This is a genomic window from Zunongwangia sp. L-65 (assembly GCF_056859415.1).
Genome location: NZ_JBSXOK010000084.1, coordinates 38,011 through 60,016, shown reverse-complemented (window position 1 = coordinate 60,016; position 22,006 = coordinate 38,011). Strand labels below are relative to the sequence as shown.

The following is a 22,006-nucleotide window of genomic DNA, read 5'->3' as shown; positions in this document are numbered from 1 at the left end:
TTTTTATAATTGAATTTTAGTGGTTTCCTGGGTGTTAAGGTCTATTATTGCAATTCCTTCATTTACAGGGTTTAATTGCTCTAATAGCTTACCTTGGTTATTCCAGATTGAAGTTTTACCGGCGCATCGGTAACCTCCAGAGGTTCCCACAAAATTTGACATAAATGAAGTCATCTGATATTTTTCTGCAATAGCTGAAATTCGGCGAATATCGTTATCCACACTGTTTATAGAATTGAGTACACTGGCTATATAAACATTGGCTCCCTGGTCATATATCTTTTTGGAATGCTCAGGAATAGAGGTTTCATAACAGATGGCAAATCCAAGTTTATTATTTTTATAGTTAAAGGGAAGTAGATTTTCTCCTGGCACGAAAAATTTTTCTTCCCCGGGATGTAAGTACTTTTTGGAATAGATTTTTATCGGACTATTAGGCTGAAAAATAAGCATACTAATACATGTGCCATTTCCAATTTTGGTAGGTAGACCAACACCTATTAATATTTGATTATCATCGCTAATCTTTTGAAATACATCAAGTCTTTGGTCATTGATATCGGTTGCCAAATTTTTAGCAAGTTCAGGTTCGTAACCTGTCAGGGAAAGTTCAGGAAAAATAATAGCATCTGCTTTGCTTTTAATGGCGCGCTCAATAAATTGAAGATGCTTTTCAATATTTCTATTGATATCCCCTTTGATAGGTTCAGTTTGAGTGATGCAAATTTTCATTTTATTTGTTCAATCAGTTCAAGTCGTTTTACGATACTGTTTTTTTCTAAAATCGTTCCCGGTGATAACACCGCATTGGCCCCAATTTTAGAGTGATCTCCAACTAAGGCACCAAATTTTTCAGTTTTTGTATCGATAATCACATGTTCATGCTTTACATAAATTTGCTTGTCTTGTCTCTCATTGTAATGATTGGCACATATAGAACCTGCTTCAAAGTTTATGTTTTGTCCTAGAATACTATTGCCAATGTAATTGAAATGGGCAATAGCTGTACGGTCCAGGATTATTGACTGTTTTATTTCAGAACCCGGGCCAATTTTTACCGAGTTGCCTAAAAAAATAGGTCCTCGAAGATAGGCGTTAGCACCAATAAAGCTATTTTTGCCTATAACTAATGGTCCTTTTAGCGTTACACCAGGCTCAATAGTAGCCTTCTCGTGAATAGCAATCCTGTCTTTTACTTTATAGTCGCTCCCAATCGTTTTTAAAAATTGCAATACTATATTTTCTAAATTGTCTATTATTTCCCAGGGTTGCCAATAATTGGCTTGCCATATTGCCACTTTAGGATTTTCGATGTATTGGTTTAGGTCGATCATAGTTTAGAATTCTCAATTAGTAATTTATAAAGATCAAAAAAGAATGGTCTGTGTTTAAAAAAATTACCGTACTTACACCAATTGAGTATCGAAATAAATATTATTTTTTGAAGGGGGAAGTGTCTCGGTAATAATCGCTAACGGCAGTTAGTCACGACCCAATCCAAAACAATAATTTAATTTTAAGCAGGCTGCTATTCTAAATCACATTTTTCTGGAAAAACTTGTAATGTGTTATTCCTGATATTGTCACAGCTATTTTTCAGGGATTAATTTAAACACGGTTCTTTTATTGCCACTCATTCCCATAAGTGAAAAGTTTGTTTCAATATCCATAATTCCATCATATACAACCCAGTAGCCTTTATCTAAATCAAATTCGGCTGTTGCTTTATAAGACATTTTCATAAACGTTTTTTTATCAGATTGATCTTTTGAGAACATAGTCATCATTACGTTTCCTAAATCTCCAGAAACGTATTCTTCGAGATCATACTCTATTACCGCAATTTTATTGCCGTTTCTTATTTCTACATCTTTAAGTCTTACAATATTGTTCTTGTAAAGAGTGTCTGCTTTAAAGTTTTGTTTTAGCGAAATCATATTAACTTTCAACTCCCATTCATCACCAATAGCAACAGGTTCAGTGGGAAGTTCAAATAACATTGAAATCAGGTTTTTTTGATCCTCTTCATAATAGAAACTCAATAATTCTCCTTCAGGACTCACTTTGCCCCTTAAAACTACATTTTCATTCATTTTAGCTAATCCTGAAAATACATTTTCGGTGGTATCTGCTTGTTCTTTTTTAAACATCATAATAATGTCCACATTGCCGTTTTTGGAAGGGAAAAGTTTTGTTTCGTATTTTAAATTGGAGAATTGCTTTTGCATCGCCTTAAACATATCGCTCATTTTAACCAAAATCGAATCACTTTTAGTTTTTTCAGTACTTTCGTCAGAAATAGTATCTTGCATTAATGTTTTGTAAGTAAGTGTATCTGCTATTGTCCATTTCAAATCCACAGTTTCTTTCTGCTGCGCATTTAATGAAAATGTGATCAGGGATAATAATAGGAATAGTCTTTTCATGATTGATATTAACTGGTGATACTCATATAAAAATACATATTTATCTGTTTATCTTCCCTGTGATCAGTAGTTTTTCTTCGCTATATGTATTATTGGTGTTCTTCCACATACAATGTACAGCGCTTGTAAGTTGTCGAAGGAGACAAAAATCATCTAACTGATTGGGCTATTATTAATAAATTAATTCCCTTGCAACTGTTTTTTTAAGGTATTAATTTCAGAAGGGCCACTCATGTATTTTTGGATTATATTTCCCTCCCCATCCATTAGAAAATGCCAGGGAATACCAAAACGATCCTCGCCTCGTAAACGCTTTATATCTTCGTAAAGTTTTTCATTTGCTCTTATATGATAGCCTTCCAATTGATAATATTTTATCATTTCCATCCACTTTTCAGCCCTATCATCCTTATCAACAGAAATATAAAGCATAGCCGTGTCTTCATTTTCTAAGAGTTGATATAACCTGCTGTTGTACTCAAATTCTTTTTTGCACGGTGCACACCAGGTAGCCCATATATCTACATACACTCTTTGTGCATTCAATTTATGCACAGCATCTTTAAGAGAGTTTATATCCTTGGGGTTTTCCAGAATATAGGTGTGCTCATTTAATTCTTCATCTTGTTTTCTGTGAAAAGCAATGATTGGTATAATTTCAGACGCTATAAATTGGGTATACTCGCTGGAAGGATAAGCTTCTTTAAATAGCTCAAATAGTCTAACCAATTCTTTTTCATAATTTTGACTTATAGCCTCCATGTACAGATATGCAGCATAATAATATTCAAGTTGCTTGCCGGCTAGATATGTTTTAGCCAGCTCAATATGATACGTATGAGGAAGCTCCTGTTTTTTAATTTTCAGTAAGGCTTCCGGTTTTATATTGTCTTCAACAAGATCTTTATACCACAAATATGATTTTACATAATAAAAGAACCAGGGAGAACGCATCAATGCTGGATTGGAAACGGGATTTGACTGAAAGGCTTCTTCCCATAAATCGGTATATTCCTCTTCAGTTAAAAAATTCATTTTACGTTCACTTAAAAGATAATTTAATAAAGCAATACTGGTTTGAGCACCAGCATAAAAATAATGTTGATCTATGCTCACCAATTCATAAAATTCTTTAGAAATTAAATTATCGCTTAATAAGTCGTTATATGTTTTTAATGTATGTTCTCTACTTTCTTCAAGATTTTGTTTTATTCTTTTAGGGATAGAATCTTTGCTGTACTTCGTTGCTTCTACCTCAAAATGCCCCGTTAACAAACTTCGATTGGGATTCTGATTGTATAAATCCTGTCCTTTTTGGTTAGGCCCTTTAATAGTAAATTTGTTTTTTTTCTCCTCGACCGCAATGCTAACATCATAATTCATTTCGGGTTCAGCTATGATGGTTCCATAAGCCTTATGACCGTCTGATAATTCAATAAAACTTGCTTTATCAATGACCAGCGAAATTTTAAAGTTTCCTAAAGAGTCAGGTTGAACAGCATTTTCAAATCCAACGTATGAGATTCCATTTATAGGAATAGTGTATTCAATACGCTCAGGAATTTTTCCAGTGATCTTTCCTTGTATAGTCATTTCTTGAAAATTCTCTTTTTCAGGTACGCAGCCTAACAGCAGAATAATTAAAATATATAGCAGTTTTTTCATGATTTTTTCCAATTCAGAATACCATTAAATTAGTTAAGAAATTAAGTTTGGTAAAAGCTCCTAAATCTAACTGTTGAAGTTACAATTTAATAATATTTTTTTTAGGCGCTTTACGGAATTCAATTTGCGATTCAAGCACTTTGTCGTCGAATTGCGGCAAGCATTTACCTACTCATTCATTAAAGTCAGAGAGCCTAAATAAATAAAAAATTTATGTGTGTATTTTACTTAAAAATAAATAGTTCTAATTTTTAGAAACTATAAATAAGTTGAAACAATTTTTAATGAATAATCGTTCTTTTAGTTAAAGCTATAATTTATACTTTTTCAACTAAAGATTTAATTATAACTGTTAAATCTCTAAATATGAATAATAAAACTCCCGAATACACAAGATCGTGCATTCGGGAGTTATAGCATTGATGTGCTTACCATACAGGTAGAGTAGCAGCTAGTTTATTGGCACCGCCAAAAGATGATAATATCCCCAAGCTTGCCTTTAAATTGTAAAAAGATATCCGGGTTTATAGCGTATGGGCTTGCCCGAAGGTTCTTGACTTTTAATTTTCCTTCTTCTTTCCGCCAAATAGTCGTTTAAAAAAGCCTTTTTTCTTTTTTTCTTTTTCTTCCTTAACCGGTTCATCCATATCGATTTCCTTAGGCTCGTCTTTTTTACTGCCAAAAAGCTTTTTCAGGAAACTATCTTCTTTGGTGGGTTCGCAATCCAAAAGTGCTGCAACTTCGCTAGAGGGGCGCTTAAATCGTGCATTTGTGATTTCATTAAAATAAGCATCAGCATTCATCTTTTGCATCATTTTCCCAAAAATGGGTAAAGCCGAATTCGCTCCCTGGCCAATTCGGGTATTTCTAAAACCAATACGGTGATCATCACTCCCCACCCAGGTAACGGTCACCAGGTTTGGCGTAAGACCAACAAACCAACCATCTTTATTATTTTGGGTCGTCCCGGTTTTCCCGGCAATATCGTTGTTTAATCCGTAGGTATATCGCAGTCGGTTAGCGGTGCCTTCATTCACGGTGGCCTGCATCATATTCACCATGATTTCCCTGGTTTCCTCAGAAAATGCAGCTTCTTGTTTTTCTGAAGCTTTAAACTCGGCCAGCAAGTTTCCAGAGCCATCTTCAATTTTGGTAATATAATAAGGGGTGGAAGGCTTGCTAGAGTTTACAAAACAGGTATACGCTGTGGCCAATTCTTCCATATTGATTTCCGCAGTTCCCAGAGCAATAGAAGGAACAGCCGGAAGCTCTGAAGAGATTCCCATTTTATGGGCTTTTTCGATCACATTTGGAATGCCGGCATCGAGCAGTACTTTAACCGCAATGGTATTCATAGAATGGCTAAGGGCATATTTCATGCTGTAATTCATGTCTTCATCTTCCTCCTCAGTAGAAGCATTAGTAGGCTTCCAGCCATCTTTATAGGTCACGGCCCGGCCTGAATAATAGGTACAGGGAGCAATACCTTTATCAATAGCAGTAGTATATACAATAGGTTTAAAGGTAGAACCTACCTGACGCTTACTTTGTGATACGTGATCGTATTGAAAATATCTGAAATCTACGCCTCCAACCCAGGCTTTTACAGCACCGTCTTTTGGATCTATAGAAAGCAAGCCCGCATTTAAGAATTTTAAATAGTGTTTTATACTGTCAATAGTACTGGCCTGGCGGGTAACTGTACCATCATATTCAAACAATTCCATTTGTTTTTTCTTCTGAAGCTCCTGCATGATCCCTTCTTCAGAAAAACCATCTTCTTTTAAATTTTGGTAGGCTTTGGAACGATGAATGGCGTCTTTTAAAATAGCATCATTAGTAAGCCAGGGCGCTCTGCTGCCATAAGAATCTTCGTGCGTTTTTTGCAAAACAGCCATGTGCTCTTTCATTGCAGCTTCTGCAATACTTTGCAGTTTATAATCTAATGTGGTATGAACAATGAGTCCGTCTCTATAAATATTATACTTCTCCCCATCTTTGTTTTTAATCGTATCCAGAACTTGACTAAGGTCTTTACGAATTTGCTCCCTAAAGTAGGGGGCAAGACCTTTTTTATTGCTGTAATTTTTATAATCCAGGATCAGATCTTTTTTGATATACTTGTCTTTTTCGGCTTCGGTTAGATAACCATATTTTTCCATCTGTGTAAGAACAACATCACGGCGTAACCTGCTTCTTTCTGGAAAAATTCTGGGGTTGTACCGATGCGAAGCTTTCAGCATACCTACTAAAACAGCGGCTTCTTCAACATTTAAATTTTTTACATGCTTCCCAAAAAATTTCATTGAAGCACTTTCAATTCCGTAGGTGTTATCACTAAAAGGAACGGTATTAAAATATAAAGTAATAATATCGTCTTTGCTATATATTTTTTCAATGCGTTTAGCCATGATGGCTTCCTGAAATTTATTGATAACAATTCCAAGGGCGCCATAATCTTTTCTTCCGTAGATGTTTTTAGCAAGCTGGAGCGTAATGGTACTCCCACCCCCGGCACTTTCGTCCTGTAAAAGAATGGATTTAAAAAACACCCGCCCCAAACTACGATTATCGATACCGTTATGCTCATAAAACCGGGCATCTTCAGTAGCGATTAAAGCTTCGATTAAGTGCTTTGGGAGATCTTCAAATGTTATAGGTTGGCGATCAAAAATGTAAAATTTGCCAATTAATTGTCCGTCGCTAGATAAAACCTGTGTCGCTTTATTTTGCTGCAAAGCACTAAGCTCTTCCCGTGATGGGATTTTACCCCACATTCCAAAGTAAATGCTGGCAAAAAACAAAATAAACAAAGCGATTAGTCCGAGAATAATCCGTACAGCCCATTTTAATTTGGGCGATTTTTTAAGTTTTGACAGCATAGCATTGAATAATTGCGTACAAATAAACAAAGACTTATAAAATTAAGATTTGTTTTTAAGGTAATTTTAAAAATTAGAATTGGATGTAACATCCCTCAAAGATCCAAATAAGCAGCCCAAAATCAATAATCTTTCAATCAATGATTATAGGCTTATCCTTTGTATTTTACTCGATGATCGAGATTAAATGCTCCTGCCGATAGCCTAAACAAATAATATTTTGCTAATGCATGTCTTTTGGTGTTCTCTAAGGTGATTTATTGTAGAAAAAAATTATCCAGATTTATTCCCAATTTCATCTATAATTTTGCTGAAATTTGCCTACGATGAAGATTTTAGTGATAGAAGACGAGCTGCAAATGTTAGAAAACATTCAGCAAAATCTGGAAAAAGAAAAATATTTGGTGGAAACGGCCCAAACCTGTGAGGAAGCACAGCAAAAAATTGGGGTCTATAATTACGATTGTATCTTACTGGATATTGGTTTGCCCGATGGTAACGGATTAGAACTTTTACAATATCTAAAATCGCAAAACCTGATGGATGCAGTGATTATCGTCTCTGCGAAAGACTCCTTAGATGATAAATTAAAAGGCTTAGAGCTGGGGGCAGATGATTATTTGCCCAAACCTTTTTATATGGCCGAATTAAATGCGCGAATAAAAGCGGTGCTAAGACGCAAAAATTTTGAGGGGAATAATACCATCAAACTCGCCAATACCGAAATTTTCCCAGAGCAGCGTCGCGTAAAAATTAAAAATAAAGCAGTAGAACTTAATCGCAAAGAGTTTGATATCTTGATGTACCTGGTGGCCAATAAAGAACGCCTGGTAAGAAAGCCATCCCTGGCAGAACATGTTTGGGGGGATAATATCGATCAGGCAGATAGTTTTGAATTCATTTATTCCCAAATTAAAAACCTGCGTAAGAAATTAAAAACCCATCATTCGGCATTAAACATCAAAGCCGTTTACGGCATAGGCTATAAATTAGTGGTTGAATGAAATTACTTAATTACACGACAACATACTTTGCTTTCTTACTGTTGCTAATCATTACGGTTTGGGCGCTTATTTTTTACTGGCAAATGCTGGATGAAATTTATGATAGCATGGACGACGGACTCGAAAATCAGAAAATGCTGGTGATTCAGAAAGCTATTAAAGATCCCTCGATCTTACAAAAGACTAATTTTGATGATGGTTATTATACCTTTAGAAAGGTTACAAAATCAGATAAAATACTAAGCCATAGAGATCAGTACCGGGATACCACTATGTATATGCTAAATGAAGATGATTTTGAACCGGTACGACTATTGGAAAGTATTTTTAGGCACGAGGATGAGTACTATAAAGTAAAGGTGATCACCTCGATGGTGGAAGAAGATGACCTTATCGAGGATTTGTTTTATAGTATTTTATGGCTTTATATTGGAATGGTGGTTTCTATTTTGTTGCTGAACAACTTTTTATTGAAAAAAGTATGGCATCCGTTTTATGATTTACTCCGAAAATTGAAGAATTTTAATATCGAGAGTGATCAGGAAATACATTATGCTGAAACCAATATTGAAGAATTCAAACTACTGAATAAAAATGTAGATCGACTACTTAAAAAATCCCGGGAATCCTATGTAAATCAAAAACAGTTTATAGAAAATGCTTCACACGAGTTACAAACACCACTCGCGATAAGTATAAATAAGTTAGAGTTGTTGTTAGAAAGTGAGCATTTAAATGAAAAAGATATCAGCCTTTTAGCTGATGGTATTCAGAATCTGGAACGCCTGTCAAAATTCAATAAATCTCTGTTGCTGCTTAGCAAAATCGAAAACAGACAATTCGAGAATATAGAAACGCTTAATATTAATCAGGTGCTACAGGAAATTATAGATAGCCTGGAAGATTTAGCTGATTTGCGGAAAATAAACATTGAATTTGAACAGCAGCAACAGCTCCTTTTTGAGGGCAATAAAGAATTGATTTTCATTTTATATGTAAACCTTATCAAAAATGCGATTATTCATTCCTCAAAAAATAACAGGATATACATTAATGTAGCACAAAATGAGGTGGTGATTCAAAATGAAGGCGAACATTCACTAAATACGGCGGTGATTTTTCAACGATTTTATAAAAAATCAGGAGTAAAATCTTCCACCGGGATTGGTTTGGCCCTGGCAAAAGCCATAGCCGATAAATATGAGCTGGGTTTACACTATCAATTCCGCGAAGGACATCTGTTCCTTACAAAATTCCCTGTAAACCTAAAGAATAGTTAAGATGAGGCGTTTTCCCATTAAATTTTAGTAGGTTCTAAAAAAAGCAATTAATGAGAAATTTTGAGCGTGTTTGGTATGCCTGTTATGGTTCTAATTTGATGGAAGACCGATTTTTATGCTATATCAACGGTGGTACACCAAAAGGAGCAAAACGAAACTATATAGGGTGTAGAGATAAAGCCCTGCCCAAAGCAAAGGACAGTTTTTTAATTCCTCATCAACTTTATTTTGCAAAAAGCGCTAAAACCTGGAGTGGGGGCGCGGCGGCTTTTGTGAAGCCAAAACAAAATAAGGAGGTTAAAACATTTGGCAAAATCTATAGTATTTCCCAAAACCAGTTTATCGACCTTGTAAAACAGGAGATTGATACAGAAAAGGAACTTGAGATCAATTTAGAAAAAACAATTGAAAGAGGATATTTAGACCTTAAGAGCAATGCATGGTACAATCGTATTTTGTTTTTAGGCTATCACAAAGAAATGCCGGTTTTTAGTTTTACAAATGCCGAGTTTCTTAAAAATGAGATTAATACCCCAAATCCGGATTATCTGGAAAAGATTATTGCGGGATTACGAGAAACCTATCAACTCACTCCCGTAGAGATTATGACCTACCTTAAAGATAAAGAAGGGATTTTGGAGAGGCCAATCACCAAAGATTTAAAAAAACTAATTAATGATACACTTTCTGAATAAAATATACCGGATTGTTAGTATTCCCATTTCTTTACAGTTTTCGTTTTCATCTTTGTTTTATAAAATTTTTAAAATATGAAAACGACACTTTATCTATTTAGCTTAGTATCTTTGTTAATAGGCGCTGGTTGTGAATCAGACGACGAAGATGATTTTAGGGCAGATGTTCCCTCTGTGGTTTTAAATGCTTTTCAATCAAATTATCCCAAGGCCAGTGATGTAGAATGGGAGATGCTAGGTGATGATTACCAGGTGGATTTTGAAATAGAAAGGGTAGATTATGAAGCCATTTTTAGTGCAGAAGGAGATATGCTTAAGTATAAATACGAGATATCATCTACAGAGCTTCCAGAAGCCGTTAAAAAAGCAATTACTACTAATTATGGAAATTATCAGATCGATGATACTGATATTCTGGTTATCAATAAAGACTTGTATTATCAGGTGGAATTAGATGGCAAACCAGATAAACATTTGGTATTAAACGAGGATGGAAGCGAAAATGCATCCATAACGTATTGGGATTAGTAATTAGAGAATAAGATTAATTTTAGAGATGAATAAAATTGTAGCAGCCATAACAATAGGTATTTTAGCCATTGTTGCTTTTGTATATTTTACAATGGATTTCCCTTTTAGTCTGGATAGAAAGGATTTTGAAGAAGAATATACCATTCAGCAAAAATGGGATTTACCTAAGCGATTAGAAGAAATCTCAGGAATGGATTTTATAGATGATGAGCGTATGGCTGCCATCCAGGATGAAGAAGGTATTATTTTCATTTACAATCTAACTTCAAAAAAGATCGAACGGGAGATTAAGTTTGGTAAATCCGGAGATTATGAAGGTTTTGCAATTGTAAGAAATGATGCTTTTGTATTGCGAAGTGATGGTGTTCTTTTTGAAGTTAAAGATTATTTAGGTAAACATCCAAAAGTTACCGAGCATAAAACCTTTATTAAGGCAAAACATAATGCCGAGGGATTATGCGCAGATCTAAAAAATAATCGTTTATTGCTAGCGGTGAAAGACCGTGACCCTTTAAGTAATAATACAAAAGGGATTTATGCTTTTGATTTAAAATCTAAAAAGCTCCTTAAAACACCGGCATTCGCAATAGACCTGAAAGATCCTATATTCGAAGAGGTAAAAACCAAGAATAAACTAACGGTAATGATGCCTTCTGAAGTAAAAATTCATCCTAAAACAGGAGATGTGTATATTACCGATGCTAGAAATCCTAAATTATTAATCTTGTCTCCAGACGGGCGTTCCAAAAAGTTATATTTATTAAAAAGAGAAAAATTTTATCAACCTGAGGGAATTGCTTTTCGTAAAAACGGAGCGCTGTTTATCTCGAACGAAGGACACAGCGATCCTGCCAATATTCTTGAAGTTGAGTTACAATAATGTATGGAGAAAGATATAAAAACTGCCTCGGTAAGTAAAAGTAAAGCGCCATTGTATATTTCATTGGCGCTTGTCGCATCTATAGTAGCCTGTTATTTTTTAATTCCGTCTGTACAGGAATTTTTAAATAAAGCCTGGGCCGTACTTACCAGTGGCGACGAAAAGAGAATTACCCAGTGGGTAGATGGTTTTGGATGGTTTGGTCCCGTTGTTTTAATTCTTGCCATGATCATCCAAATGTTTTTAATCGTTATTCCCTCTGTAGCCTTAATGGTAGTATCGATCATTGCCTACGGGCCAATATGGGGAAGTTTGATTGTTTTTGCCGCAGTTTTTTCGGCCAGTACCATTGGCTATATTATCGGGCGTTATTTTGGTCCTGTTATCGTAGAGCGTTTAATAGGGGAGAAGAATGAACAAAAAATAGCCGATTTTATAGATGATTACGGCTTTTGGGCGGTCATAGTGACCCGGGTAAATCCGTTTTTATCAAATGACGCTATAAGTTTTGTTGGCGGAATTTTAAAAATGACCTACTGGAAGTTTATTGGGGCTACCTTGGTAGGAATCGCACCCTTAACCATTTTTATCGCCATCCTGGGTAGAAGTACAGATCAGTTAAAATCTGGTTTGTTATGGGGATCTTTGGTAAGTTTAGTGCTTTTTGGAGCCTATGTCTTTTGGGACAAAAAGAAGCGTAAAAACAAAAAATAAACTAGAAGGAATAATGTCAAGATTCTAGAATTTAGACAAAATAAAATCGTCATCTATGTCAAGGTTGCTTGAATTTAGATGACGATTCTTTTTCTGATAACAGAAGTATCCTGGCCAAAGACGTAGCTCGCTAGTGAATTTTAAAGTTCGAAAACCTGTCCTTACACAATCCTCCACGGGCCTTTCCAGGCGTATCATTACACTAATTTAATGATTTAGGCTTTCTGAATTTTTTTGGCAACCGCTTCCACTTCGTCTAAAACGCGAAGCAAATTCTCTCCCCATAGTTTAGCGATTTCTTTTTCGGTATAGCCACGTTTAACTAATTCCAGTGTTACGTTAAAAGATTCTGATGCGTCATTCCATCCATCAATTCCGCCGCCGCCGTCAAAATCTGAACTGATCCCTACCTGTTCAATCCCCACTTTTTCAACTAAATAATCAATATGATCTACAAAATCTGAAACATCAACCGGACTAATGGTTTCTTTTATCGCGTCTACCTCGTTTTCAGCATCAGCAACTAGTTTTTTGTAATTTGCGATATAAGCTTCTCTTTCATCTTCTTCAAGCTCACGTACTTCTCCCCAGGAAAGGATTTCAAAACCCAGTTCCTTTGCTTTAGCTTCATACACTTTGGTTTTTGCAGCATTAAAAGCTTCGTGCTTCTCTGTATTCACGTACGAGCTAAATGCTACGGTTTGGATCACACCGCCATGTTTATCGAAAAGGGCCAGTAATTCGTCATCTAAATTTCTACTATGATCACATAAGGCCCTGGCTGAAGAATGCGAAGCAATAAGTGGTGCTTCAGAAAGTTCGAACATTTGTTTGATCGCCTCTTTAGAAGGATGCGAAACATCGATCATGATCCCTAAGCGATTCATTTCTTTGATCACTTCTTTACCAAGATCGCTTAAGCCATTATTTAGCCATTCACCGTCGGCCTCTCCGGTATTTGAGTCGCTTAACTGGCTATGACCGTTATGCGCTAAAGACATATAACGAGCACCCATATCATAAAACTTCTCTACATTTTTAATATCGGTACCAATAGGATAGCCGTTTTCTACCCCAATCATCGCTACTTTTTTGCCCTGCTTAACCAGTTTTCTAACTTCTTTAGAAGTGGTGGCGAGACCAATTTTATCCGGGGCTATTTCTTCGGTTAAACGATGTATGGCTTCAAATTTCGAGATGGCATTTTCGTATGCTTTTTTATAAGCTTCGTCATCTAAATCTCCCTGTCCAGTATAAACAATAAGCCAGGAAACATCTAAATCTCCTTTGTCCATTTTAGGAAGGTTTACCTGGGTATCCAGGTCCTGGGTATAATTATGATCGTGAGTGAAATTGTTTACATTAATATCGTTATGGGTATCGATAGTGATCACTCTTTCGTGAATCTTTTTTGCTTTCGCAACTAATTTTTCATCGGTGGTTTGTGTCAAACCTGCCTGTGCAAAGAGCAGTGCAAAAAGGCCAAGTTGTTTTATTTTCATAGTAAGTACGTGGTTTAAAATGGTAAAATAGGGATAAAATTTCAAATAGAATATACCATTTAGACATTGAGAATTTAAGCCATATTTTTTGAGATAATTGAAAAATTATAGGAGTATAATTCTATTATTTAAAGAATACTTTAACATGACTCTATCTGCTAATATAACTATGTGCTTTACTTTTGTATGGATAATTTCCTAATCATGCCAAGGCAGATTTTAGCTATTCTACTCTTACTTTCTTTTGCGTACCGCCCGGTATTCCAAATAGGTGAAATAAGCTATTATCAGTTCAATTTGGATTATATCATTAAAAGTTATTGCATCAATAAAAATAAGCCAGCACTTCATTGCAATGGAAAATGTTATTTAATGCAACAACTTGAAAAATCAAATAATTTAGGAAATTCTAAAGCTAGCGTGAATATTGCCGCTTCCTTTTTACCTGCTTATTTTCACATTCCGCCAGATTATCAATTGATCCATACCTTTTTTTATGTTGAAATAGGGGAGTGTTGCTTCCGTAAGCATTTTAAAGACAATCCCTTCTTCCCAGAAATCGAACATCCACCCAGTTATAGTTGAATTTAAATTTGAGACTCGATTCTTCTGAAGAAATTATTGAAGTTTCAGTGAGGTGTATATTTTAAATTCAACATAAAATACCGGCCTAAAAGGCCATAATTACAATTTACATGAAAAAAATAATGATAGTGATAAGCTTATGCTTTATCGCAACCAGCCTTATGGCACAAACAGAAAATGATAATATAAAATGGACGGCAGGCAGATCAGATGGGCATGCACCAATTGGAGTAATGGGGGATCACGTACATCATAAAGGAGAATGGATGTTTTCTTACCGGTTTATGACAATGGATATGGAAGGACTCAACAGGGGTAATGATGCTATTTCACAACAAGCGGTTTTAGATAATTATATGGTTTCACCGGTAGCTATGACGATGAACATGCATATGCTGGGAGCGATGTATGCTCCATCAGATCGGTTTACTTTAATGCTTATGGGTAATATTGTAGGGAATGATATGCAATTGGTAAACCAAATGGGAAACCATTTTAAAACCAGTTCTTCGGGTTTTGGCGATATTAAACTCTCCGGAATGTTTAAAGTATTAGATATGAATCGGCAAAGTCTGCATTTTACCGCAGGGGTTAGTATTCCTACCGGGAGTATAGACGAAAAAGATGTGATGCCAATGAGTGCGCCTAAGGAAATCCCTTTGCCCTATCCTATGCAAAACGGTAGCGGCACCTGGGATCCTAATTTGGGCGTTACTTACTTGCTACAGGGAAGTTTGCTGTCTTTTGGATCACAACTAAACGGGACCTTACGATTAGGGAAGAATGATAATGATTATCGCTTCGGAAATCAGTTGGTATGGAATAACTGGATGGCTACTAAAATAGCTCGTTTTTTAAGTCTTTCTGCACGGATTGAAGGAAAAGCAGTAGGGAAGATCGATGGTACCTATGGCCAATTAAACCCGATGATGGTGACGACGGCGAATACCCAAAACCAGGGTGGGGAATATGTAAATGCTGCTTTTGGGACTAATTTTTATATTCCCGATGGAACTTTTGAAAATATCAGATTAGGTATAGAATATGCATTCCCATTGTATCAGGATGTAAACGGAATTCAATTAAAAAATGATGGAAGCTGGACTTTTGGGCTTCAATATTCATTGTAATAAGATTACTAATCCTTTAATAAAAGCCATGTTATTCTTATCAGAATACGTGGCTTTTTATGTTTTAATTTTTAAAACTTTATGATTTCCCAATTTAATTTTCCAGTACATTTGTGTGATATTTTATATTATAAATGAACAAATTTTTAGTGGTGAATCAGCCTGAAAAATGGCCAGTTCAGCTTGAAAATATAAGTATTATCGCTGCTCAGGATTATTTAACCAACCCTTTGTATGCGAAAATAAAAAATGCTCGTATTTTCAATTTATCCAAAAACTATAGTTACCAGTCCAAAGGATATTACGTTTCCCTGTTAGCAGAAGCTCGGGGACATTTGGCGATACCTACCGTTAAAAACCTCGTAGATTTACGAGAACCCAAATTGGTTAAAGTAATTTCTGAAGAGTTTGATGATGTTATTCAGAAATCCCTGAAATCGATAAAATCAACCGAGTTTGTGCTCAGTATTTATTTTGGACAAAACGTAGCCCAGAAGTACCGGGAACTGAGCTCCCTTTTTTTTAGGCATTTCCAGATTCCTTTTTTGCAGGTAAAGTTTAGTTTTAGCAATAAATGGACTATAAAAAGTATCAAAGCCTTATCTGAATCTGAAATTCCGAAGGATCATCTAGAGAGCATGCATATTTTTGCGAGTGATTATTTTTCTAAAAAAAGATATGACACCGTTAAGCCACAGTCTTATGATTATGATTTGGCTATCCTGGTACAAAAAGACGATGTAGCACCGCCAAGTAACCTAAAAGCCTTAAAGAAATTCACCGAAGTGGCCGAAAAAATGAATTTTTATGTGGAAATTATTTCACCAAAAGATTTATCGCGATTATCGGCTTTCGACGCGCTTTTTATTCGCCAAAGTACAGAGGTGCATAATGAGGCCTATGCATTTGCAAGAAAAGCACAGCAGGAAGGGATCGCTATTATTGACTATCCGGATGCGATCTTAAAATGTTGTAATAAGGTTTTTATGGCTGAAGCATTGCAAAATGCCGGTATTCCTACGCCAAAAACCATGATTATTCACAAAGAGAATAAGGATTTGGTCATAGATGAAATTGGATTACCGGTGGTTTTAAAATCTCCTGATTCTACCTTTAGTTTTGGGGTGAAAAAAGCGAAAACCCAGGAAGAATATCAGGAACTGGTCACCAAGATGCTAAAAGAATCAGAGTTGATAATTGCCCAGCAGTTTACCCCTTCAGATTATGATTGGCGTATTGGCGTTTTAGATGGAAAAGCTTTTTATGCCTGTAGATACTACATGGCTAAAGGCCACTGGCAAATATATAACTGGAGTGCTAAAAAGAAAGACGATCAGGATGGGAATGCCGATGCAATGGCCTTAGAAAAAGTTCCGGAAAAAGTATTGGATTTAGCATTACGCTCGGCCAAATTAATGGGCGATGGACTTTACGGTATAGATGTTAAGCAAATTAACGGTGAAGCCCTGGTTATTGAAATAAATGACAACCCAAATATTGATTTTGGGGTTGAAGATGCTTTTTATGGAGAAGAAGTATATAAATCTATTATTACAGCCCTAAAAAACAGGCTGGAAAAAAAGTAACATGAGTTATCATATTTTCGAAGTTTACGGGATAGAGTTAGAGTATATGCTGGTGAATAAAGACCTGCAGGTAAATCCTGTTACTGACAAGCTTTTTATTGAAAAAACCGGGAAGATTACTTCAGATGTTGAAAATGGTAAGATCGAATGGAGCAATGAGCTGGTAGGACATGTAGTGGAATTAAAAACGGCTTGTCCCACTTCAGAAATTGAACATCTGGATGAGCTTTTTGCAGAAAACATCACTGAAATTAATACCTTATTAAAACCGTTAGAATCTCAACTTTTGCCAACCGCGGCACACCCATTAATGGATCCACTGAAGGAGACAAAACTTTGGGAACACGATTATAACGAGATTTATGAGCTTTATAATCAAATTTTTGATTGTAACGGGCATGGCTGGAGCAACGTACAGAGTATGCACATCAATTTGCCATTTGCCAATGATAACGAGTTTGAAAAGTTACATGCAGCCATAAGGATTTTATTACCTATTATCCCTGGCCTAAGTGCATCTTCACCAATTTTCGAAGGGCAGCTTACCGGATTTATGGATAGTCGTATGGAAATGTATAAAACCAATCAAAAAGAAGTTCCTCAAATTGCTGGAAAAGTCATCCCGGAATGCCTTTACACCAAGGAAGAATATCATCGTGGTATTTTTGCGCCTATCAAAGAAGCGATAAAGCCTTATGATAAAAAAGGGATTCTGGAACATCATTTTTTAAATTCCAGGGGTGCTATTGCACGTTTTGATCGTGGCGCAATAGAAATACGGGTCATTGACTTACAGGAGTGTCCTAAAGCTGATATGGCAATTGCCATTTTGGTAATCGAAACTTTAAAATCGATAGTAAATGAGGAATTTATCCCTTTGGAGGAACAAAAACCCTGGAAGGAAGATGATTTACTTGATATTCTGAATATAGCTATTAAAGATGCGGAAGTGGGTAAAGTAAAAAACGAGGCCTATTTAGCTATTTTCGGCTTAAAAAAAGAAGCCGAAATTCAAGAAATCTGGCAGGTAATATTCCAGAAAATTAAAAATAATATTTCTGAAAAACATGCCCAAACAATTGAATTTTTATTGAAAGAAGGGTCATTATCCACCAGGATTATAAAAGCTTTAAACAAAAATTATTCCGACGAAAAAATTAAAAGTGTTTATTTAAAAATAGCTGATTGTTTGTCTAAAAATCAATTATTTACGATTTGAAATTAGTTTTAAGTTGTGAGCATGCTGGGAATGCATTGCCACAACAATTTAAATTTATAAAAGATGCAAAAGATCCGGTTTGGAAAACGCATCGTGCTTATGATCCCGGGGCTTTTAAATTGTTTCAGGAATTATCAAAAATAGCGGATTTTAGTTTTGATTATAAATTTAGCCGATTGTTAATTGAACCCAATCGTTCTTTACATCATCGTAATTTATTTTCAGAATATTCTAAATCGCTGACTGCGGAGCAAAAAAAAATATTGATTGACTCCTTTTACCTGAAGTACAGGAATGAGGTAGAGCATTGTATTGCTGCCTGTAGGGAAGCAGGAGAAGAAGTGGTACATATTTCTGTGCATAGCTTTACGCCGGTTTTAGACGCTGTGGAACGCCAAACGGATATCGGACTTTTATACGATCCTACAAGGGAAGGGGAAAAAAACTTTTCCAGGCATTTAAAGCACGAACTTATAAAAGAATTAGATGTGAGGGTTAGGTCTAATTATCCTTATTTTGGAACAGCTGATGGTTTTACCACCTATCTTAGAACCAAGTTTACTACTAAATATATTGGAGTTGAACTGGAAGTAAATCAAAAATTCGCCAAAAACAACCGTTTTTCTAACGATTTTATGCAGCATATTAAGCAAGGCCTTTTTAAAGCCATGCAGCGTCATTACATAAATATGCCCAGTATATAGTAAATTTTAATTTTTTATGGGATCGTACTATTAACAGATCTCCTGAAATTTTATTTTTAACAACCAACCAAAAAAGAAACGTCCTGCATATAAATGTACAGGACGTTTTCAATTTAAGTTGCTATGTGAAATGTAAAGTATTCTTACTTTACCAGCTTGGCATCTAAGGTAATTTCTGTATCCAATAATTTAGATAATGGGCAGTTTTCCTTTGCTTTTTTAGCGATTTCCAGGAATTTCTCTTCACTGATATTAGGAACTTTTCCTTCAAGAATTAGATGTGATTTAGAAACCACTCCATCTTTAAAGGTAATTTCACTTTTTGTATTTAGTGTTTCCGCAGGAAAATCTTCTTCCGCTAAAAAGGCAGATAACTGCATGGTAAAACACCCAGAATGAGCCGCACCAATTAATTCTTCAGGATTGGTACCTTTCCCATCTTCAAATCGGGTTTTATAAGAATACTGAGTCTCATTTAAAACACCACTTTCAGTAGAAAGTTTTCCGTGTCCTTCTTTTAGTGTTCCATTCCAAACTGCGCTTGCTTTTCTAATCATAATTTATTTTTAGTTTTGGTTTGGAATAAAGATACTGTCTAAAAATAAGCTGCGAAAACATTTTATAAAAAGCTTAAGTCTAAAGGCTGTAGAATTAATAGTATTTTTGGAAATGTAGGAGCGCGCTTAAAAAATGGGAACATTCTTAAGTCCTGTAAATTACTGGGAAGCTCTAATTCGTTTTATTTTTGTCCGGCAGGTAAATTTAGAGGAACAGTATTTCAAAGATATTCAATAATTAAAAATCCCTTTTTGGAGACTCCAAAAAAGGATTTTTAGTATTACAATCATGGCTTTTTCAAAAGCAATGATTTTATGTGATCGTTACTTAATCTCTACCACTTCAAGATCAAATACCAAATCTTTACCAGCTAATGGGTGGTTACCATCTACCACGATAGATTGATCTTTAACTTCTTTCACTACCAGATTCATCTCACGACCATCTGGAGTTTTAGAAACTAATCCCATTCCAACCTTAGGTTCAAGATCTTCTGGAAGCTGACTTTTCTCCACTTCCTGTACAAGCTCTTCTCTAGGCTCACCGTAAGCTTCTTCTTTTGGTATATTTATGGTTTTTTTCTCGTTAACTTCCATATCTAAAAGTCCTTTTTCGAATCCAGGAATTAATTGTCCCTGTCCCATAGTAAATTCGATTGGCTCTCCGCGTTCCACAGAGCTATCGAATACCTGGCCATCGGTTAATTTTCCTGTGTAATGAACTTTTACAGTGTCATTTTGCTTTACTTGACTCATAAATTTGTTTTTCAAAGATTAATTAAGGCCGATTTCTTGTTTTCAGCCAATTAAGTGTGCAAAGGTACAGCTCTCAAATGCACTCACAAGGATATAGGGATTTAATTCGGTTGCTTTCTATTTTTCTTAACACTAAAAGAGGAGTTTAACTGGAATTTTAGGTTTTTAGCGTTCAAAATCGCCTATTTCGTAAGTTTTTTATAGGCATAACATAAAGATTAAATCTTATATAAAATCAGAAAGTTGGATTTTTAAAAATTAAAAGATATCTTTAGAAAATGTTAATATGCAAATTCAAAGCTTATCTTTTTATTATTAATGATGGCTTTTTAATCATATAATACGAATAATCAACTAAATCGATTTATCTTTTAAACCCTAACTATGGAAAAAAACAAGAAAATTTTAGGTTCCTCACGAAGAGATTTTATAAAAAGTACTGCGCTAGCCACGGCGGGTATCAGTATAATTCCGCGTCATGTGTTGGGCGGTCCCGGTTTTACTGCGCCAAGTGATAAACTGGTAGTCGCTGGAATAGGTGTTGGAGGAAAAGGACAAAGTGATATCTGGAGCTTTCATCAAACAGGAAAAGCCGATATCGCATTTTTATGCGACGTGGATGATCGTCGCGCTAAAACATCGCGAGAACGTTTTCCTAAAGCAAAATATTATAAAGATTGGAGAGAACTGTTAGATAAAGAATCAAAGAATTTTGATGCGGTTTCGGTATCTACGCCAGATCATAATCACGCCATTCAAACCTTGGCGGCCATGCAGTTAGGGAAACATGTATATGTGCAAAAGCCATTAACGCATGATATTTACGAAGCAAGAGCGCTAACCAATGCCGCTAAAAAATATGATGTGGTTACCCAAATGGGAAATCAGGGGTCATCTGGTGACGGAGTGCGTAAAATGCGCGAGTGGTTTAATGCAGGATTAATAGGTAAAGCAAAAGAAGTCTATTGTTTTACAGATAGACCGGTTTGGCCACAGGGTATTCCATGGCCTGCAGAGAAAAAAGCGAGTGTTCCGGCCGAGTTAGATTGGGATCTTTGGTTAGGAACTGCTCCTTATAAAGAGTATGTTAATGGTCTTGTTCCTTTTAACTGGCGAGGCTGGTGGGATTATGGTACTGGAGCGCTTGGCGATATGGGCTGTCACTTAATTGAAGCGCCTTATCGCGTACTGGACTTAAAATATCCTAAAAACGTAGAATGTAGCGTTGGTAGTGTTTATGTAGATGAATTTAAACGTGGTTATTTTCCTGAAAGTTGCCCGCCGTCCAGCCACGTGACCATGACATTTGATGGTAATGAAAATACAGATGGTGATATTAAACTACACTGGATGGATGGTGGTATTCAACCTACCAGACCGGAAGAATTAGGCCCAAATGAAGTGTTTGGAGATGGTGGAAACGGAGTTTTAATCATTGGTACTAAAGGAAAAATGATGTGTGGTACGTATGGAGAGAACCCTCAATTATTGCCAACTTCCAGAACCAATGAGGTAAATGTACCAAAACAGTTTGATCGTGTGCCCGGTGGTGCCAATGGGCATTATGGACAGTGGGTAGAAGCCGCGATAGCCGGACCCGGTAAAAAAGAACTTAGTTCACCTTTCGAAATAGCAGGACCTTTAACCGAAATTTTATTGATTGCTAACCTGGCCATAAGAGGTACAGATATTCGAAGAGAGAAAACAAATGCCAATGGAAATATAGAATTTGAATATCCAGGACGTTATATTCAAATGATTTGGGATAGTGATAATATGCGCGTAGAAAATCTTGAAGAAGCAAATAAATTTGTGAAACGAGATTATCGTGATGGCTGGAAGTTAGGAGAAGTTTAGTGGAATGCCCATATCATCCTTTGGACTTGTTTT

At 35.8% G+C, this 22,006-nt stretch carries 20 protein-coding genes; 12 read left to right on the top strand and 8 right to left on the bottom strand.

The genetic code is table 11. The annotated features are described in order from the left end of the window. Nucleotides 1-3: 3 nt before the first annotated feature. From AC13DP_RS21610 to AC13DP_RS21590, 5 genes are all read right to left on the bottom strand, one after another. Entirely contained in the window at nt 4-732 is a 729-nt protein-coding gene (locus AC13DP_RS21610; protein ID WP_483068456.1) for a carbon-nitrogen hydrolase family protein, read from the bottom strand. Further along, on the bottom strand, nt 729-1,334 hold the full coding sequence (locus AC13DP_RS21605) for a DapH/DapD/GlmU-related protein (RefSeq protein ID WP_483068455.1): 606 nt from the start codon (nt 1,332-1,334) through the stop codon (nt 729-731). Before AC13DP_RS21605 ends, AC13DP_RS21610 begins: the two co-directional genes overlap by 4 nt. Nucleotides 1,335-1,589: 255 nt before the next feature. Then, nucleotides 1,590-2,426: a hypothetical protein gene (locus AC13DP_RS21600; RefSeq protein WP_483068454.1), complete on the bottom strand. Its 837-nt coding sequence runs from the start codon at nt 2,424-2,426 to the stop codon at nt 1,590-1,592. Between the two features lie 180 nt (nt 2,427-2,606). After that, on the bottom strand, nt 2,607-4,091 hold the full coding sequence (locus AC13DP_RS21595) for a TlpA family protein disulfide reductase (protein WP_483068453.1): 1,485 nt from the start codon (nt 4,089-4,091) through the stop codon (nt 2,607-2,609). Between the two features lie 560 nt (nt 4,092-4,651). Further along, the gene (locus AC13DP_RS21590) at nt 4,652-6,973 is read right to left on the bottom strand and encodes a penicillin-binding protein 1A (RefSeq protein WP_483068452.1); all 2,322 of its coding nucleotides are present in this window, start codon (nt 6,971-6,973) and stop codon (nt 4,652-4,654) included. A 326-nt stretch (nt 6,974-7,299) separates the two neighbouring features. On the opposite strand from AC13DP_RS21590, the gene AC13DP_RS21585 reads away from it, so the two are divergent. The 6 genes from AC13DP_RS21585 (at nt 7,300) to AC13DP_RS21560 (ending at nt 12,077) form a co-directional block, all read left to right on the top strand. Next, nucleotides 7,300-7,977, top strand: a complete 678-nt coding sequence (locus tag AC13DP_RS21585; protein ID WP_483068451.1) for a response regulator transcription factor — start codon at nt 7,300-7,302, stop codon at nt 7,975-7,977. After that, entirely contained in the window at nt 7,974-9,257 is a 1,284-nt protein-coding gene (locus tag AC13DP_RS21580; RefSeq protein ID WP_483068450.1) for a sensor histidine kinase, read from the top strand. Before AC13DP_RS21585 ends, AC13DP_RS21580 begins: the two co-directional genes overlap by 4 nt. Before the next feature lie 50 nt (nt 9,258-9,307). Next, nucleotides 9,308-9,952 carry a hypothetical protein gene (locus AC13DP_RS21575; protein ID WP_483068449.1) on the top strand — a complete coding sequence of 215 codons (645 nt, stop codon included), beginning with the start codon at nt 9,308-9,310 and terminating at the stop codon, nt 9,950-9,952. Between the two features lie 75 nt (nt 9,953-10,027). Beyond that, nucleotides 10,028-10,480, top strand: a complete 453-nt coding sequence (locus AC13DP_RS21570; RefSeq protein ID WP_041578888.1) for a PepSY-like domain-containing protein — start codon at nt 10,028-10,030, stop codon at nt 10,478-10,480. Between the two features lie 28 nt (nt 10,481-10,508). After that, on the top strand, nt 10,509-11,363 hold the full coding sequence (locus tag AC13DP_RS21565) for an SdiA-regulated domain-containing protein (protein WP_272957391.1): 855 nt from the start codon (nt 10,509-10,511) through the stop codon (nt 11,361-11,363). Nucleotides 11,364-11,366: 3 nt separating this feature from the next. Beyond that, the gene (locus tag AC13DP_RS21560; RefSeq protein WP_483068448.1) at nt 11,367-12,077 is read left to right on the top strand and encodes a TVP38/TMEM64 family protein; all 711 of its coding nucleotides are present in this window, start codon (nt 11,367-11,369) and stop codon (nt 12,075-12,077) included. A 215-nt stretch (nt 12,078-12,292) separates the two neighbouring features. Here AC13DP_RS21560 and AC13DP_RS21555 read toward each other — a convergent pair whose 3' ends face one another. Continuing rightward, a complete protein-coding gene (locus AC13DP_RS21555; RefSeq protein WP_483068447.1) occupies nt 12,293-13,579 on the bottom strand; it encodes a dipeptidase in 1,287 nt (428 codons plus the stop codon). 204 nt (nt 13,580-13,783) lie between these two features. Here AC13DP_RS21555 and AC13DP_RS21550 point away from each other — a divergent pair, with 204 nt between their 5' ends. The 5 genes from AC13DP_RS21550 (at nt 13,784) to AC13DP_RS21530 (ending at nt 18,803) form a co-directional block, all read left to right on the top strand. Beyond that, complete coding sequence (locus tag AC13DP_RS21550; protein WP_013071984.1) at nt 13,784-14,164, top strand: hypothetical protein; 381 nt, start codon at nt 13,784-13,786, stop codon at nt 14,162-14,164. A gap of 110 nt (nt 14,165-14,274) precedes the next feature. Then, complete coding sequence (locus AC13DP_RS21545; RefSeq protein ID WP_483068446.1) at nt 14,275-15,294, top strand: transporter family protein; 1,020 nt, start codon at nt 14,275-14,277, stop codon at nt 15,292-15,294. 134 nt (nt 15,295-15,428) lie between these two features. After that, on the top strand, nt 15,429-16,880 hold the full coding sequence (locus tag AC13DP_RS21540) for a RimK family protein (RefSeq protein WP_483068445.1): 1,452 nt from the start codon (nt 15,429-15,431) through the stop codon (nt 16,878-16,880). Between the two features lies 1 nt (nt 16,881). Continuing rightward, a complete protein-coding gene (locus AC13DP_RS21535) occupies nt 16,882-18,099 on the top strand; it encodes a glutamate-cysteine ligase family protein (protein ID WP_272958060.1) in 1,218 nt (405 codons plus the stop codon). Next, nucleotides 18,096-18,803, top strand: coding sequence for an N-formylglutamate amidohydrolase (locus AC13DP_RS21530; protein WP_272957130.1), 708 nt, complete (start codon nt 18,096-18,098; stop codon nt 18,801-18,803). Before AC13DP_RS21535 ends, AC13DP_RS21530 begins: the two co-directional genes overlap by 4 nt. A 143-nt stretch (nt 18,804-18,946) precedes the next feature. Here AC13DP_RS21530 and AC13DP_RS21525 read toward each other — a convergent pair whose 3' ends face one another. Then, entirely contained in the window at nt 18,947-19,360 is a 414-nt protein-coding gene (locus AC13DP_RS21525) for an OsmC family protein (RefSeq protein ID WP_013071989.1), read from the bottom strand. A gap of 324 nt (nt 19,361-19,684) precedes the next feature. Further along, nucleotides 19,685-20,116 (bottom strand): FKBP-type peptidyl-prolyl cis-trans isomerase, encoded by a 432-nt coding sequence (locus AC13DP_RS21520; RefSeq protein ID WP_228250503.1) that lies wholly within the window; start codon nt 20,114-20,116, stop codon nt 19,685-19,687. 384 nt (nt 20,117-20,500) lie between these two features. Here AC13DP_RS21520 and AC13DP_RS21515 point away from each other — a divergent pair, with 384 nt between their 5' ends. Further along, nucleotides 20,501-21,973: a Gfo/Idh/MocA family protein gene (locus AC13DP_RS21515; RefSeq protein ID WP_013071992.1), complete on the top strand. Its 1,473-nt coding sequence runs from the start codon at nt 20,501-20,503 to the stop codon at nt 21,971-21,973. Nucleotides 21,974-22,006: the final 33 nt, after the last annotated feature.